Source organism: Kaistella chaponensis (assembly GCF_900156725.1).
Taxonomy (GTDB): domain Bacteria; phylum Bacteroidota; class Bacteroidia; order Flavobacteriales; family Weeksellaceae; genus Kaistella; species Kaistella chaponensis.
Map to the genome: position 1 here is coordinate 166,188 of NZ_FTOI01000006.1, position 15,145 is coordinate 181,332.

The window sequence follows — 15,145 nt, forward strand, 5'->3', positions numbered from 1 at the left end:
CTAATACTTATGAAAAAAACTTTATTTTTTGTATTTGGGCTACTTTTTAGTCTTTTACTCAAAGCGCAGGAAACACCACCAGAAGTTTCCAGATTTTTGCAAGTAAACACTTATAACGGCGGGCATTTGTCGCATCTTCTTTCTGACCAAAGTAACAATTCTTATATGACAGGAATTGCAAATGGAACAAATTTTAGTTTTGATGGCTATAATATAAAACCTATTGGGAATGATGATATGTTTGTTATCAAAACAAATGCAACCGGACAAAATCAATGGCTAAAAACCGTGAACGCGGGTAGCAAAGGAATTGTCACACCCTACAAAAGTTATCTAAACTTTTCAGGAGAATTGTATGTCTCTGGATTTTTTAAAGGAACTATAAATTTTGCGGGAAAAACCATAACTTCAGACATTGGAGAAAACTTTGTCACAAAATATGGAACCGATGGTTCTGAAAAATGGATTTTTAAAACATCAGCTTTTGTAGGCGATGTGGCCTTTTCTGCGAATGACACTTTTGTTGCATCTATTTATGATTTATTCAAAATTGATGATACCGACGGTACGATAACAGCAAGTCGAAGTTTTCAAAATCAGCAATTTAAAATTAATTCCATAACAGCGAATGTTCTGAATGAGGAAATTTACATAGGTGGTCTCTCGTTTATTACCGGAACAATTGACGGTATTCCTGTGGATGCTAACAAAGGTGTACTTTTGCGAGGGAACTATTATAATTTAACTTTTTCACAGTCTGCTCAATTTCCTGTTATAGGATGGTCTGGTGTTTCAGAAGTGTTCGACATTAGAAGATTGTCCGACGCTTCACTTGCGGTAGTTGGCTTAAGCAGCAACCAAATAAATTTTAAAAATAACGCTGGAATAATTTTCCCGACTAATAATCCTGAAAATTATAGTGGAGATGGGCAATATCTATTTGTAGCAAAAATATCACCTGGCTTTAGTTCTTTAGATTGGTTCAGAACAAGTTCTAAAATAGATGGATTGAGATATACCAATAGTAATTCTGTAGATGTCTTAGAAATTTATAATTTTGATGTATTTCCAAATGTTGCAACCAACTTTAGAGTTTTATTTAAAAGGACTAATGAAAGCGCAAAGACTTACAAATTACCAAGTGGGTATGAAACAGTAGACGAAGGTCGCCCCCTGCTTTTTAATTGTGAATATTCAAACGGTCTTCATAATGCGGATGTTAATATCTGGAGTGATTATCCATTGAAAAATGGGTATTTGACTTATAATGGAAGTGATGTTCGAAGATATGATAAAACCCCACTTTTTACCATTGTTGGCGGCGGATTAAATAAACGTAAAACTGAGACTGAGTTTGGCTCACTTTCTTCAAATTACATCAAGCATACAGGAATCGATGGAAGCCTCATTAGTTACACCTACCAATGTGGAAAAACAAATTACTTCGGGAATGAGATTAATAATTTCATATTGCCACCATTAAATCCTCAAATCGTTTGTTCTGATATTCTCTCCAAAATAGCGCCCAACGGAAAACCAATTTGGAAATCGCAAATCATCGGAACCACACAAACTGCCACTAATCCAAGCTGGACTGCTAAGCTTGCAGACACTAATGTCTCTGGAGAAAACGTTGTACTAAGCCAATTTACAAACCAAGCTCAGTTTTTGGACAACAACAATGTGCCAACCAACTTTTCAAGACAAATTTCTACCATTTCCAATCACCTCACCTTGATTACTAATACCAACGCAGATGGAACCTTAAAATGGGCAAAAAAACTGGAACCGACAACCGAAGCAAAAAAAATCACCTACTCAAGTGTTACTTATGATAATAATGGAAATGTAATACTTGCAGGAACTACAGATGATACGTTTTTATTAGATGATGTTGCTTATAATTTTAACAAAAATAAGGTGTTGTTTTTGATGAAATTTGATGCTAATACAGGTAATATTTTATTCGCAAAACAATTCATTGATATGGACGCATTTATGTTACATTTGGACACTGACAATGAAAATAATATTTATCTGTCTTTTGAACCGATTCCTGAAAATTGGGGAATAACATCTTATAATTTCGGAAGCGTACAAGTACCTTTTTCAGAATCTGCAAATCATTTGTTTTTAAAATTTGATAGCAACGGAAACACATTGTTAGGGAAAAATTTCTATGCAAATAATTCATCTTCAGACTATAATTATTCTTGGCCACATTCATTGAAATTTGACGGAACAGATTTTATTATTTCCGGCGAGATCTATTCCGGAGACAGAATATCTTACAAAGGAATTGACGGACAGATTTATACACATCCTTATCCTACATCTACCACAACTAATGTAAATGATTTTATCGCAAAAGTAGATAAATCCGGAAATGTAATTTGGCATAAACCAATCTTTGCAACAAACCGTATTCATCAAAACAAAGCAGATGTAGATGAAACGGGGAATGTATATTACTACATTAACGCATTCAATAAAATTAATATTGATGGAAATGAAATGCAATTTCCAATTGACGGCAGACATTCAGCTATAGTAAAACTCTCCACTGCAGATGGTACATTAAAATATATGAAAGATTTAGGAGTCCACTCCAACACAATCTACAATAGTTCTCTGAGTGTTCTGCAAAATGACGTATTGAGTATTAGCGGAAATATTTCCAATCAAGACCGTTTTTTATATCCAATTAATGATCATAATAGTTCGAACTATTACATCGCAACTTTAGGAAAATTACCTACACCATATTTAACACCAGAAAGTGATTACCTCTTGGTAACCAATATCGAAGTTCCTAATAATATTACAGATAACAATGGCGAGTTCGATCTCATCACCAACGTAGATTGGACGGCGACTAGCAACCAAAACTGGTTAACACTTAGTTCTGAAAAGTACACCCTTAAAAATCAAACTACCACAAACATCAACGGTTCTGGCGATCATAAAATTATTTTAAATGCATCACAAAATCTTACTGGAAACGAAAGGTTTGCAATCATCACCATTAACGGAAACGGTGTTGCAAGCAAGGAGATTATTGTTACCCAATCAGCTAATTTAGGAATAACCAATATCTCAGAAAAAACATTTTCAATTTATCCAAATCCTACATCAGATTACATTAATTTCTCCGAGCAAATTCAAGATTTAAAAATATTTGATATTTCCGGAAAATTAGTTAAATCTACATCAGAAAAAGTAAATAAAATTGACATCACTTATTTACAAAAAGGAACTTATATCATTCAAATTGTTGACAAGGATGGTATAAAAAGAATACAGAAAATCATAAAGAAATAACCCCCAAATAATCCTTACCTTTGCAAAGTCGCATAAAAGCGGCTTTGTATTTTTATGGAACTCATACACAGAAATTTACTCATCGGTATTCACGATGCTTTGCAGGAAACTTTTTTCGAAGATAGAAAATACGCAGACAAAGTTATAGAAAGGCTTTTGAAAGGCCACAGACAATGGGGAAGCGAAGACCGAAGAGTCGTTGCACAAATTTTTTACGATATTATTCGCTGGAAAAAACGCCTCGAATATTATATGGGAGAAGGCGTGAAACCGCACAATATTTACAAATTAATTTTGGCATATTGTCTATGGACAAAAACGCATTACAAAAAATTTGAGGAATTCGATGGGGTGAAAACTGCCGATATCATTAATAAACTAAAGAAAAATACGGTTCCAACAAAAGCAGTTGAATATTCGATTCCGGAATGGTTGGCTGAAACTTTGGAAAAAGAATTGGGACCAAGTTGGGAAAAAGAAATGATGGCGCTGAATGAACAAGCTCCCACAATTCTTCGTGTAAATACATTGAAAACAACGGCGAAAGAGTTGATTTCTGACCTGAAAGTGGAAGGTGTGGATAGTTTCCAAATCAAAAATTATCCGGATGCAGTGCAATTGGATGTGAAGAAAAATGTGTTTTTAACGACCGCTTTCAAAGACGGTTTGTTCGAAGTTCAGGATGCTTCTTCCCAAAAAATTGGGCAACTTCTGGATGTTCAAGAAGGAATGAGAGTGGTTGATGTTTGCGCAGGTGCGGGTGGAAAAACTTTGCATTTAGCGGCTTTGATGAAAAATAAAGGTCAAATTATCGCTCTAGATATTTACGAATGGAAATTAGCAGAACTGAAACGCCGCGCAAAAAGAGCTGGAGCACACAATATCGAAACACGTGTTATCGAAGATAATAAAGTCATCAAAAGACTGCACGAAAAAGCCGACCGATTGCTCATCGATTCGCCATGTTCAGGTTTGGGAGTTTTGAAAAGAAACCCAGATTCTAAATGGAAAATCGATCAGGAATTTATCGATCGAATCAAAAAAGAGCAAGAGAAAATTCTACAGGATTATGCTAAAATCTTGAAAAAAGGTGGAAAAATGATCTACGCAACGTGTTCTATTTTGCCAAGTGAAAACAATGAGCAAGTTGAAATTTTCTTGAAAAACAATGAAGGTTATTCTTTAATCAAAGAAGAAAAAGTAATGCCAAGCGAAGGTTTCGATGGTTTTTACATGGCGTTGATCGAGAGAAAAGCTTAAAACTTATGACGATATAAAAAAAGCCATTTCAGATTTTGAAATGGCTTTTTTTCTGAGGAGCTAGAAAATTTTCGCTCCTTACAATATTCGGTCCCGCTCTACACTAAATCTTTTTTTTCCTTCCTGAAACCAGCCTCAAAAAAAAAGGATACCGTTTCGATCGGGGCTAAAATAAAATTCAGTTTTCCTTTCGAAATTTTTTCAACCAAATAAGGCAGAAACCAATCTTTAACTTAATTTTTTCCTATTTAAAAATTAAGTTAAGAAAATTTTTAACTTATAAGCAATTTCATTTTTAATTCATAAACATTTATACTATGTTTGCGACAGAATTTTAATCAATTATCAATAATCTCTTATCAATTATATAAAAATGTGTGGAATTGTATGCTTGTTTGACGCCAAACAAAAAACTGAAATTTTAAGACCTCAAGTTTTAGAAATGTCTAAAAAAATTCGTCATCGCGGTCCCGATTGGAGTGGCGTTTTTCAAAATGAAAAAGTGATTTTTTCTCACGAAAGATTGGCAATCGTAGATCCAACTTCCGGGAAACAGCCTTTGTTTTCAAAAGACAAAAAAATCGTTTTGGCGGTGAATGGCGAGATTTATAACCACCGTGAATTGCGACAAGAATTCCCGGAATATGATTTTCAAACCGAATCTGATTGTGAAGTCATAATTCCTTTATTTCAAAAATATGGAAAAGATTTTGTGGATCAACTGAATGGTATTTTCGCTTTCGCAATCTATGACACCGAAAACGATATTTATTTCGTTGCACGCGATCACATGGGAATTTGCCCGCTTTACCAAGGTTGGGACAAAAACGGAAATTACTATGTTGCCTCCGAATTAAAAGCGTTGGAAGGCGTTTGCAAAACCATCGAAAATTTTTTACCAGGACATTTTTTATACAGTTTAGATGGCTACGAATTGCAACAATGGTACAAAAGAGATTGGGAAGATTTCGAAAATGTAAAAGACAATTCCACCGATATTGCAGACCTCAGAAAAGCTTTAGAAGAAGCCGTTCACCGACAATTAATGAGCGATGTTCCTTATGGAGTTTTACTTTCTGGTGGTTTAGATTCTTCTATTATTTCTGCAATTACCGCGAAATATTCCCGCAACCGAATTGAAAGTGGCGACACGCAAGAAGCTTGGTATCCAAGATTGCACAGTTTTGCCGTTGGTTTAGAAGGAAGTCCGGATTTAATTGCGGCACAAAAAGCGGCAGAACATATCGGTTCCATTCATCACGAAGTTCATTTCACGGTTCAAGAAGGTTTAGACGCGGTTCGAGATGTCATTTATCACTTGGAAACGTATGATGTAACCACCGTTCGTGCATCTACGCCGATGTATTTATTGGCAAGAGTCATCAAATCAATGGGAATAAAAATGGTGCTTTCTGGGGAAGGAGCAGATGAACTTTTTGGCGGATATTTATATTTCCACAAAGCGCCAAATGCGAAAGAATTTCATGAAGAAAATGTGAGAAAGCTCAACAAACTTCACCTTTATGATTGTTTACGTGCCAACAAATCCTTGATGAGTTGGGGAATTGAAGGCAGAGTTCCGTTTTTGGATAAAGAATTTATGGATGTGGCGATGAGAATTAATCCAAAAGATAAAATGGTCACTGCACATGAACCAAAAATCGAAAAATGGGTTCTTCGAAAAGCTTTTGAAGATTTATTGCCAGAAAATATCACGTGGCGACAAAAAGAACAGTTTTCTGACGGAGTAGGTTATTCCTGGATTGATTCTTTGAAAGAAGTTGCCAAAAAAGAAGTGACCGATGAAATGATGACGAATGCGAAATTCCGTTTCCCTTTAAATACGCCTCAAAATAAAGAGGAATATCGATACCGAACTATTTTTGAGGAACATTTCCCTAGTGAAACTGCCGCTGCAACAGTTCCTTCTGTTCCTTCCGTAGCTTGTTCTACGCCAATTGCTTTGGAATGGGATGAAGCTTTCAAAAATGCAAATGATCCAAGCGGAAGAGCCGTTTTATCGGTTCATGAGGATTCCTATTAAGCTAAGGAAAATAAATAACACCTTTTCATATATTTTTAACCATTAAATTCTGCGATGTATTTCGCAGAATTTTTTTTTAAAGATTTTATCAATGAACGTTTTTTATAAAGAGTGAGTTGATCGCAATTCCTTTGGTTTGATTTTTTCTAAATTTGTAAGATGGCAACGATCCAGGATAATCCTACCAAGAAATATCTTCCTTTAATTTTAGCAACCTCCATCTTCATGCAAATGTTGGATTCCACGATCCTTAATACCTCTTTGCCATCAATTGCCGTAGATTTACACGAATCACCTTTGAACATGCAGAATGCGATCATCAGTTACGTTTTGACTCTTGCATTGTTCATGCCGGTAAGTGGATTTCTGGCCGATAAATTCGGTACCAAAAAGATTTTCATTTTTTCATTGGTCGTTTTTATTCTTGGTTCATTATTTTGTTCCCTTTCAAGCAATTTACCAGAATTGGTTATTTCTCGGGTAATCCAGGGAATTGGCGGAAGTTTGATGACACCGGTCGGAAGATTGGCTTTGATTAAAACATTTGACAAAAATGAATTGGTACAAGCGATGAATTTTGCGATAATTCCTGCATTGATCGGACCAATTTTGGGACCTTTAGTCGGTGGTTACATGGTGGATTATTTATCGTGGCACTGGATTTTTTTAATTAATATACCGATTGGAATTTTGGGCATTTTTTTAGGTTTAAAATTTATGCCCGATTATAAATCCACCACATTAACTTTCGATTTAAAAGGATTCTTAATCTTTGCTTCCGCTTCGCTCCTGTTATCTATTTCACTAGAAATGTTTGGTACAACTACGCACACAACCTTTATTTTGCTGATTTTCATCTTAGGATTTCTAATGATTTACTATTATTACATTCATGCCCGAAAAACCGAAAATGCAATTTTCCCGCTCAACTTATTTCAGGTTCGAACGTTCCGCGTGGGGATTTTAGGAAATTTAGCAACCCGATTAGGAATTAGTTCCATACCCCTTTTATTGCCTTTAATGATACAAATCGCGTACGGAGAAAGTGCCGTAGTTTCTGGTTGGATCGTTGCACCGATGGCTTTGACTGCAATGCTCGGAAAATCTTCGGTCATTAAAATCCTGAACCATTTCGGTTATCGCAAAACATTGATGATCAATACTTTCACGATCGGTATTTTAATTGCGTGTTTAGGAATTCCCGGAATTCATACTTCGATTTACTGGTATGTTCCTATCCTTGCAATACTAGGATTTTTCAACTCGATACAGTTTACGGCGATGAACACCATTTCAATTGCAGATTTACGAAGCTCCCATACAAGCAGCGGAAATTCCTTACTTTCTGTGAACCAACAACTTGCCATAGGATTCGGAATTGCTTTTGGGTTGATTGTCCTGAAACTTTTCCAAAATAATGTTACTTTAACAGGAGCAGATGCACATCTCGCTTTCCGATACACCTTTTACGTTGTGGGTTTTCTTACCGTTTTATCGGGATTTGTTTTCAGAAGACTTCATGTTACCGATGGCGAAAACATGAGATCACAAGTTTAATATTACATTTTTATCAAAAAAAACTTCAAATCTTTTCTATTTCTTTACTTATCTTAAGTCAATGGATTTCAAAGCGTACCCTTGTAAATTTGCGGTATTAAACAGATAGAAAATGGCAACAAAAAATGTAGAAATAATTGTACCACCAAGACCTGCACATTTTGTGGGTGATGGTTTCAGAGTTCATAATTTTATTCCGAGTATTTTTAATATGCAGAGAATGGATCCTTTCATTATGATGGATTACAATTCCAAATTCAATTTCGGTCCCACTTCGACGCCAAGAGGTGTTGGTGTTCATCCGCATCGGGGTTTTGAAACGGTAACCATTGCTTATCAAGGTAAAGTAGAACATCACGATTCAGCCGGTGGTGGTGGAATTATTGCAGAAGGAGATGTACAATGGATGACCGCTGCATCAGGAGTTCTTCACAAAGAATACCACGAAACAGAATGGGCCAAAACGGGCGGAATTTTCCAAATGGTGCAACTCTGGGTGAATCTTCCGGCAAAAGACAAAATGAGCAAACCACAATATCAAGCAATCGCCAATTCAGAGATGGTGAAAATTTCTTTGGGTGAAAACGGCTTTATTGAATTGATTTCAGGAAATTATCAAGATGAAAAAGGACCTGCAACCACTTTCAGCCCCGTAAACATGATGAACGCAAAACTAAATTCTGGTGGTAAAGCAGCTTTTAACTTTCCTGCAAATTTCAACACTTTAGCTTTGGTAATTGAAGGGAAAATTACCGTAAATGGGCAAGAAGAAGCTGCTACGGATCATTTTGTCCTTTTCGAAAATGAAGGCGAAAATTTCACAATCGAAGCAATGGAAGATAGTATTGTTTTAATTTTAAGCGGTGAACCATTGCGCGAACCAATAGTTTCCCACGGTCCTTTTGTCATGAACTCGCAAGAAGAAATTCATAGAGCTTTCGATGATTATAACAACGGTAAATTTGGGTATTTGGAAGATTAATTTTGGAGCAAAACTGTAGCGGTAAGAAAGTACATTTATTCAAAGACCATTCTCTTACCTGTTTATTTTCGGGAGGTACAAACGCAGCTTCAAGAGAATCACTCTTTTTTGGTGCGTTTTTTTTATTTTAATAAATAAAATTCTTATTCTTTATGAAATCCATAAAAAACAGAACATTGATTTAATTCATATAACGGTTTTAGACAGAATAAATAATATCCGTCCTATTTAATTCCTAACTTTAATACATCAAAATATTTTAAAATGGAAGACAAAAAAAAACTCACCCGACAAACTGGAGCGCCAGTTCCGGATAATCAAAACGTACAAACAGCAGGACCAAGAGGACCGTTATTGATGCAGGACTATTGGTTTCTTGAAAAAATGGCCAACTTCGACAGAGAAGTGATTCCGGAAAGAAGAATGCACGCAAAAGGTTCCGGAGCTTTCGGAACATTTACCGTAACCCATGATATTTCTCAATATACAAAAGCCAACATCTTTGATAAAATTGGGAAACAAACCGAAATGTTTGCAAGATTTTCAACCGTAGCGGGCGAAAGAGGAGCTGCAGATGCAGAAAGAGACATTCGTGGTTTTGCCTTGAAATTTTATACCGAGGAAGGAATTTGGGACATGGTTGGAAACAACACCCCTGTTTTCTTTTTCCGTGATCCGATGAAATTTCCTGATCTAAATCACGCAGTGAAAAGAGATCCGAAAACCAATATGAGAAGCGCCCAAAATAACTGGGATTTCTGGACTTTACTTCCAGAAGCGCTGCACCAAGTTACGATTGTAATGAGCGATCGTGGATTACCAAATGGTTACCGACACATGCATGGTTTCGGAAGCCACACCTACAGTTTCATAAATAAAGATAATGTTCGCCATTGGGTAAAATTCCATTTCAGAACACAGCAAGGAATCGATAATTTAACCGATGATGAGGCTGCAAAATTAGTAGGAATGGACCGCGAATCTTCGCAACGTGATCTCTTCGACAATATTAAACAAGGCAATTTCCCAAAATGGAAAATGTTTATTCAAATCATGACCGAAGATGAGGCGAAAACCTATCGTTTTCATCCGTTTGATCTCACGAAAGTTTGGTCCAAAAAAGATTTTCCTTTAATTGAAGTGGGAGAATTTGAATTGAATAAAAATGCGGAAAATTATTTTGCAGATGTGGAACAATCCGCCTTTAATCCTACGAATATTGTTCCTGGAATTGGTTTTTCTCCCGACAAAATGTTGCAGGGAAGATTATTTTCGTACGGCGACGCACAACGATACAGATTGGGAGTGAATCATTTTCAAATTCCTGTCAACAAACCAAGATGTCCTTATCATGCTTTTCACCGAGACGGACAAATGCGTGTGGATGGAAATTATGGCGATACGAAGCATTATGAACCCAACAGTTACGGAGAATGGCAGGAACAGCCTTCTGCAAAAGAACCACCTCTGGAATTATATGGTGATGCTTATGCCCATAATTTCCGTGATGATGACGAGGATTATTTCACTCAACCCGGTGATTTGTTCCGCATTATAAAAGCCGATGGAAAAGAAAATGCCTTATTTAAAAACACCGCCGCAAACGTGGGTGGAGCTGAAAAATTTGTGCAAATACGGCACATCAGAAATTGCTACAAAGCCGATCCTGAATACGGAATAGGTGTTGCCAATGCATTAGGATTAACGATGGATGAAGTCAACCGATTCGATCTGACTCCTTATGATCAATGGGCGCCAAGAAAAACAATGTAATTAAAATTAACAATCATATAAAGTGGAAATGTTTTATGCCTTTCCACTTTTTTTGTACATTTAATTTCTGAACGAAAAATAATGAACAAAAATAGACTAGAAGCTTTCAGCGATGGTGTTCTCGCAATTATTATTACCATCATGGTTTTAGAATTACAAATACCGGAAGGTGACCGTTTCTCCGATCTAAAGCCATTGGTTTTTAAATTTCTGACTTACATTTTCAGCTTTTTATATGTTGGGATTTATTGGAATAATCATCATCACTTATTTCAGGCGGTTAAGCATGTAAACGGAAAAGTTCTTTGGGGCGATCTGCATCTACTATTCTGGCTTTCAATTTTACCATTTGCCACTTCTTGGATGGGAGAAAATAATTTCACCAAAAATCCGGTAGCGTTTTACGGATTTGTTTTATTGATGTGCGCACTGGCTTTTAATATTTTACAAAAATTCTGCCTGAATATCGAAGGGAAAGATTCTGTTATTGCAAAAGCGCTGGAATCTACTTTAAAGGAAAAACTTTCGGCCGGGATCTATATTTCAGGAATTGTTCTTTCTTTTTACTATCCAATAATAGCAGTGCTGTTATACTATACTGCGGCACTATTATGGATTATTCCAGATTTAAGGATTGAAAAAACTTTAAAATAGAATAAAATGAACCCACAAAACGATAACATGGTCACGATCAAACAAAATGAAGAAACCTTCGATGTATTTTACGACAACGAAAAAGCAGGTTTTATGGCATATAAGCGAAAAGATGATTTTTTAGAAATCATTCACACCGAAGTTTCGGAAGAATTTGGTGGCAAAGGTTTGGGTAAAGAATTGGTTGCAGCTGCGGTAGAATTCGCAAAAAATAATAATTTGAGGATTATTGCATATTGCCCATTTGCAAAAAAGATCATTATGAAAACGCCCGAATTTAAAGCATTTCTAGAGCAGTAATTTATACCATTTAAGCTTTGAGCAAGTCGGAACTCACCTATTTTTTGTCAACCTGATTTCAAAGTACAGGAACTTTTCATTGGATTATCCCTTTAGCTGAAGATTGCAATGATGATTTCTAACGATAACTTTTGGGAAATACTGAAAGTTTTTTTTGTGCCTGACTTTGGCAAACTGCGAAAATCTGCGCCCCAACTTGAACGGAGCTCTTTTTTGTGTAACGAAGTGGAGCAAAAAAAGCGGGAGTGGAAGGTGGATAAAGGCGCCCAAATCCTAACAAAAAAAACTATATTTGTGAAAATTTAAAAAACAATTTCTATGAATCCGATCGTGTTGCTGTTGATTATCATTGCTTATTTTGCACTATTACTTTGGGTCGCGTACCGCACCGGAAAAGGAAGTAACAACGAAAGTTTTTTTATCGGAAACCGAAAAAGCAACTGGATGCTCGTGGCTTTTGGGATGATTGGAACCTCGCTTTCGGGGGTGACTTTTGTTTCGGTTCCGGGAGCAGTGGGCGCCGATAAATTTCATTATTTGCAGATTACGATTGGGTATTTGATTGGATATATTGTGATTGCGTACGTGCTTCTACCCCTCTATTATCGCCTAAAGCTGACTTCAATTTACGGTTATCTGCAGCAGCGAATGGGACAACTTTCTTATAAATCAGGAGCTTGGATTTTCATTGTTTCCCGCTTGGTTGGTGCAACGGCGAGATTGTATTTGGTGGTGAACATTTTGCAATTGACGATTCTCGACAGTTTAGGCGTTCCTTTTATTGTGACAACGCTGATTATTTTGATCATGATTATTCTTTACACTTACGAAGGTGGCGTGAAAACGATTGTGTGGACCGATACTTTGCAGACGACCTGCATGCTTTTGGGGTTAATTATTTGTTCAGTTTATATGATGAATCATTTGGGTTTAAATTTTACCGAAAGCATTTCGCAGATGAATCAACTTGGTTATACGGAAGTTTTCAATACCAACGCAAACGACAAAGCTTTCTTTTTCAAACAGATTTTAGCCGGCGCTTTTATTACGATTACCATGACGGGAATTGATCAAGAAATGATGCAGAAATCATTGTCGGTAACTAAACTGAAAGATTCGCAGAAAAATATGGTCGTTCTAGGTTTTATTTTGGTTGGGGTGATCTCGCTTTTCCTTTTTATGGGCGGGCTTTTACATCTTTACGGAAATACTGTACATGTTGCAAGTTCGGGAGATCAGCTTTTTCCCGATATCGCGCTGAATCACATGCCTCCATTTATTTCTATTATTTTTATAATTGCGCTAATTTCGGCACTTTTCCCAAGTGCAGATGGCGCTATGACGGCTCTAACTTCATCGCTTTGCATCGATATTTTCGGATTGAAAGAGAAAAATATTTCTCCGAAAGAACAGGAAAAATTCCGCAAAAGAGTTCACCTGATTGTTGCTTTTGCTTTTTTAATTATGGTCATTATCTTTAAACTCATCAATGACAATTCGATGATTGGTTTGATTTTAAAGATGGCAGGATTCACTTATGGGCCGCTTCTTGGATTGTTCGCTTTTGGAATTTTCACGAAATTTAAAGTAAAAGACAACTGGGTTCCTTACGTTTGTATCGCTTCGCCAATTATTTCATTTCTGATCGATAAATATCAAGAGAACATTTTCGGTGATTTCAAAATCGGGTTGGAATTATTGATTATTAATGGTTTGATCACGTTCTTTGGATTGTGGTTGATTCGGAAGAAATAGATCTGTTGAAATCTAAATATTTAAATCGATTGAAAATTCAGTCGATTTTTTCTGTTTTTTTTAACAGTAGTTTGTTAAAAAAAGTTAATTTTGAGAAAATCAAATAAACACCTCAATAATTATTTTATGAGAAAAATTTCGGTATTCTCCTTTTTTCTTTTTTCAATGTTTGCTTTTTCGCAGATTCATTTTGAAAAAGCTTATTTTATCAATAACAATGACCTAAAAACAGAATGTTTGATTAGAAATGTGGATTGGCGATATTCTCCTACCACTTTCGAATACAAAACAGACGCAAACTCCGAAGTACAAAAAGGCGATATCAAAAATGTGAAGGTGTTTGAAATTTATAATGAAGCAAAATATACACGAGCAACCCTTAATATTGATCAATCCAGCGATGATTTGAATCAAATGAGCACCAAATATGAACCGGAGTTTTTAGAAAAAACAGTTTTTTTGAAACATCTTGTCGATGGTTCCGTAAAACTGTACAAGTATGATGATGGCGGTTACACGAAGTATTTTTTGGAAACCAGCGACCATCAACCAAAACAACTTATTTACAAACCCTACCTACTCGAATCGGATGCAAAGGCGTATAACAGAACCTACCAAAAACAACTTCAGAAAGCATTGTCATGTTCAAAAATTTCGGCAAATGATCTGCAGAAAACAGAATATAAAGAGACCGATTTGGTAAAGCTCATTTCGGCAAATAATCAATGTGAAAACCCGAGTGAGGACCAGAAAGTCGTAGCGCAGAAAAAAGGAATCATCAATCTTTCGGTGCGTCCACGAATTAATTTCGCTTCGATGACTTTCATGAATGCGAATCAACGTGGCCAATATGAAATGGAAGCTAAAACAGGTTTCGGAATCGGTGTTGAACTGGAATATGTTTTTCCGTTTAACCGAAACAAATGGTCCGTTATTTTAGAACCTACTTACCAAAGTTACAAAGCGCAGCAAACCAATAATGACGGTTCTATCTTTTCCGACAAAGCTTCTGTTGACTACTCTTCTATAGAATTTCCGGTGGGAATCAGACATTATTTCTTCCTCAACAATCAATCAAAGTTGTTTGTAAACGCGCAGTACATTTTTGACTATAATCTTACTAATAAATTTGAATTTATCGACGGAATGGGAAGACCAGGAGATACCCTGGAAGGAAAATCTGCCCAAAATTTTGGTTATGGAATTGGCTATCAATACAACAATAAATATTCCGTTGAATTTAAATACTTTACGAAAAGAAACATTTTGGGTAACTATACCTTTTGGTCTACCAATTACCAAAATATTTCAATTATTTTCAGCTATAATTTATTGTAAAACAAGAACACATAACAGTATTTGCAAATGCGAACAAAGCTGTTTCCCACTATCGGGAAACAGCTTTGTTTATCATTCTACAAAATGGAAAATTGGGGAAATTATTTGACTTGAAAACCTCTAAACCTCATCAATAGAACGTTTTTTATAAAACATAAACT

10 protein-coding genes are annotated in these 15,145 nt (G+C 36.0%); all 10 read left to right on the forward strand.

The genetic code is table 11. From position 1 onward, the window contains the following. The first annotated feature begins 9 nt into the window (after positions 1–9). The gene (locus BW932_RS08155; protein ID WP_076386996.1) at positions 10–3,321 is read left to right on the forward strand and encodes a BACON domain-containing protein; all 3,312 of its coding nucleotides are present in this window, start codon (positions 10–12) and stop codon (positions 3,319–3,321) included. A gap of 54 nt (positions 3,322–3,375) precedes the next feature. Beyond that, on the forward strand, positions 3,376–4,581 hold the full coding sequence (locus BW932_RS08160; protein ID WP_076386997.1) for an RsmB/NOP family class I SAM-dependent RNA methyltransferase: 1,206 nt from the start codon (positions 3,376–3,378) through the stop codon (positions 4,579–4,581). A 373-nt stretch (positions 4,582–4,954) separates the two neighbouring features. Continuing rightward, positions 4,955–6,625: an asparagine synthase B gene (asnB, locus tag BW932_RS08165; RefSeq protein ID WP_076386998.1), complete on the forward strand. Its 1,671-nt coding sequence runs from the start codon at positions 4,955–4,957 to the stop codon at positions 6,623–6,625. A gap of 159 nt (positions 6,626–6,784) precedes the next feature. Then, the gene (locus BW932_RS08170) at positions 6,785–8,182 is read left to right on the forward strand and encodes an MFS transporter (protein WP_076386999.1); all 1,398 of its coding nucleotides are present in this window, start codon (positions 6,785–6,787) and stop codon (positions 8,180–8,182) included. A gap of 112 nt (positions 8,183–8,294) precedes the next feature. Next, positions 8,295–9,164, forward strand: coding sequence for a pirin family protein (locus BW932_RS08175; protein ID WP_076387000.1), 870 nt, complete (start codon positions 8,295–8,297; stop codon positions 9,162–9,164). A 264-nt stretch (positions 9,165–9,428) separates the two neighbouring features. Beyond that, the gene (locus BW932_RS08180; protein WP_076387001.1) at positions 9,429–10,937 is read left to right on the forward strand and encodes a catalase; all 1,509 of its coding nucleotides are present in this window, start codon (positions 9,429–9,431) and stop codon (positions 10,935–10,937) included. Positions 10,938–11,018: 81 nt separating this feature from the next. Beyond that, on the forward strand, positions 11,019–11,591 hold the full coding sequence (locus tag BW932_RS08185; RefSeq protein WP_076387002.1) for a TMEM175 family protein: 573 nt from the start codon (positions 11,019–11,021) through the stop codon (positions 11,589–11,591). Positions 11,592–11,597: 6 nt separating this feature from the next. Further along, entirely contained in the window at positions 11,598–11,891 is a 294-nt protein-coding gene (locus BW932_RS08190) for a GNAT family N-acetyltransferase (RefSeq protein ID WP_245820688.1), read from the forward strand. Positions 11,892–12,209: 318 nt separating this feature from the next. Beyond that, on the forward strand, positions 12,210–13,646 hold the full coding sequence (locus tag BW932_RS08200; RefSeq protein ID WP_076387004.1) for a sodium:solute symporter: 1,437 nt from the start codon (positions 12,210–12,212) through the stop codon (positions 13,644–13,646). 126 nt (positions 13,647–13,772) lie between these two features. Continuing rightward, positions 13,773–14,984 (forward strand): porin family protein, encoded by a 1,212-nt coding sequence (locus BW932_RS08205; protein WP_076387005.1) that lies wholly within the window; start codon positions 13,773–13,775, stop codon positions 14,982–14,984. Positions 14,985–15,145 lie beyond the last annotated feature (161 nt).

Bases quoted from the DNA above. Each gene is read 5' to 3' on its own strand.
- BW932_RS08160 (WP_076386997.1), top strand. From the start codon at position 3,376: ATGGAACTCATACACAGAAATTTACTCATCGGTATTCACGATGCTTTG.
- BW932_RS08175 (WP_076387000.1), top strand. From the start codon at position 8,295: ATGGCAACAAAAAATGTAGAAATAATTGTACCACCAAGACCTGCACAT.
- BW932_RS08200 (WP_076387004.1), top strand. From the start codon at position 12,210: ATGAATCCGATCGTGTTGCTGTTGATTATCATTGCTTATTTTGCACTA.
- BW932_RS08180 (WP_076387001.1), top strand. From the start codon at position 9,429: ATGGAAGACAAAAAAAAACTCACCCGACAAACTGGAGCGCCAGTTCCG.
- BW932_RS08190 (WP_245820688.1), top strand. From the start codon at position 11,598: ATGAACCCACAAAACGATAACATGGTCACGATCAAACAAAATGAAGAA.
- BW932_RS08205 (WP_076387005.1), top strand. From the start codon at position 13,773: ATGAGAAAAATTTCGGTATTCTCCTTTTTTCTTTTTTCAATGTTTGCT.
- asnB (WP_076386998.1), top strand. From the start codon at position 4,955: ATGTGTGGAATTGTATGCTTGTTTGACGCCAAACAAAAAACTGAAATT.
- BW932_RS08170 (WP_076386999.1), top strand. From the start codon at position 6,785: ATGGCAACGATCCAGGATAATCCTACCAAGAAATATCTTCCTTTAATT.
- BW932_RS08185 (WP_076387002.1), top strand. From the start codon at position 11,019: ATGAACAAAAATAGACTAGAAGCTTTCAGCGATGGTGTTCTCGCAATT.
- BW932_RS08155 (WP_076386996.1), top strand. From the start codon at position 10: ATGAAAAAAACTTTATTTTTTGTATTTGGGCTACTTTTTAGTCTTTTA.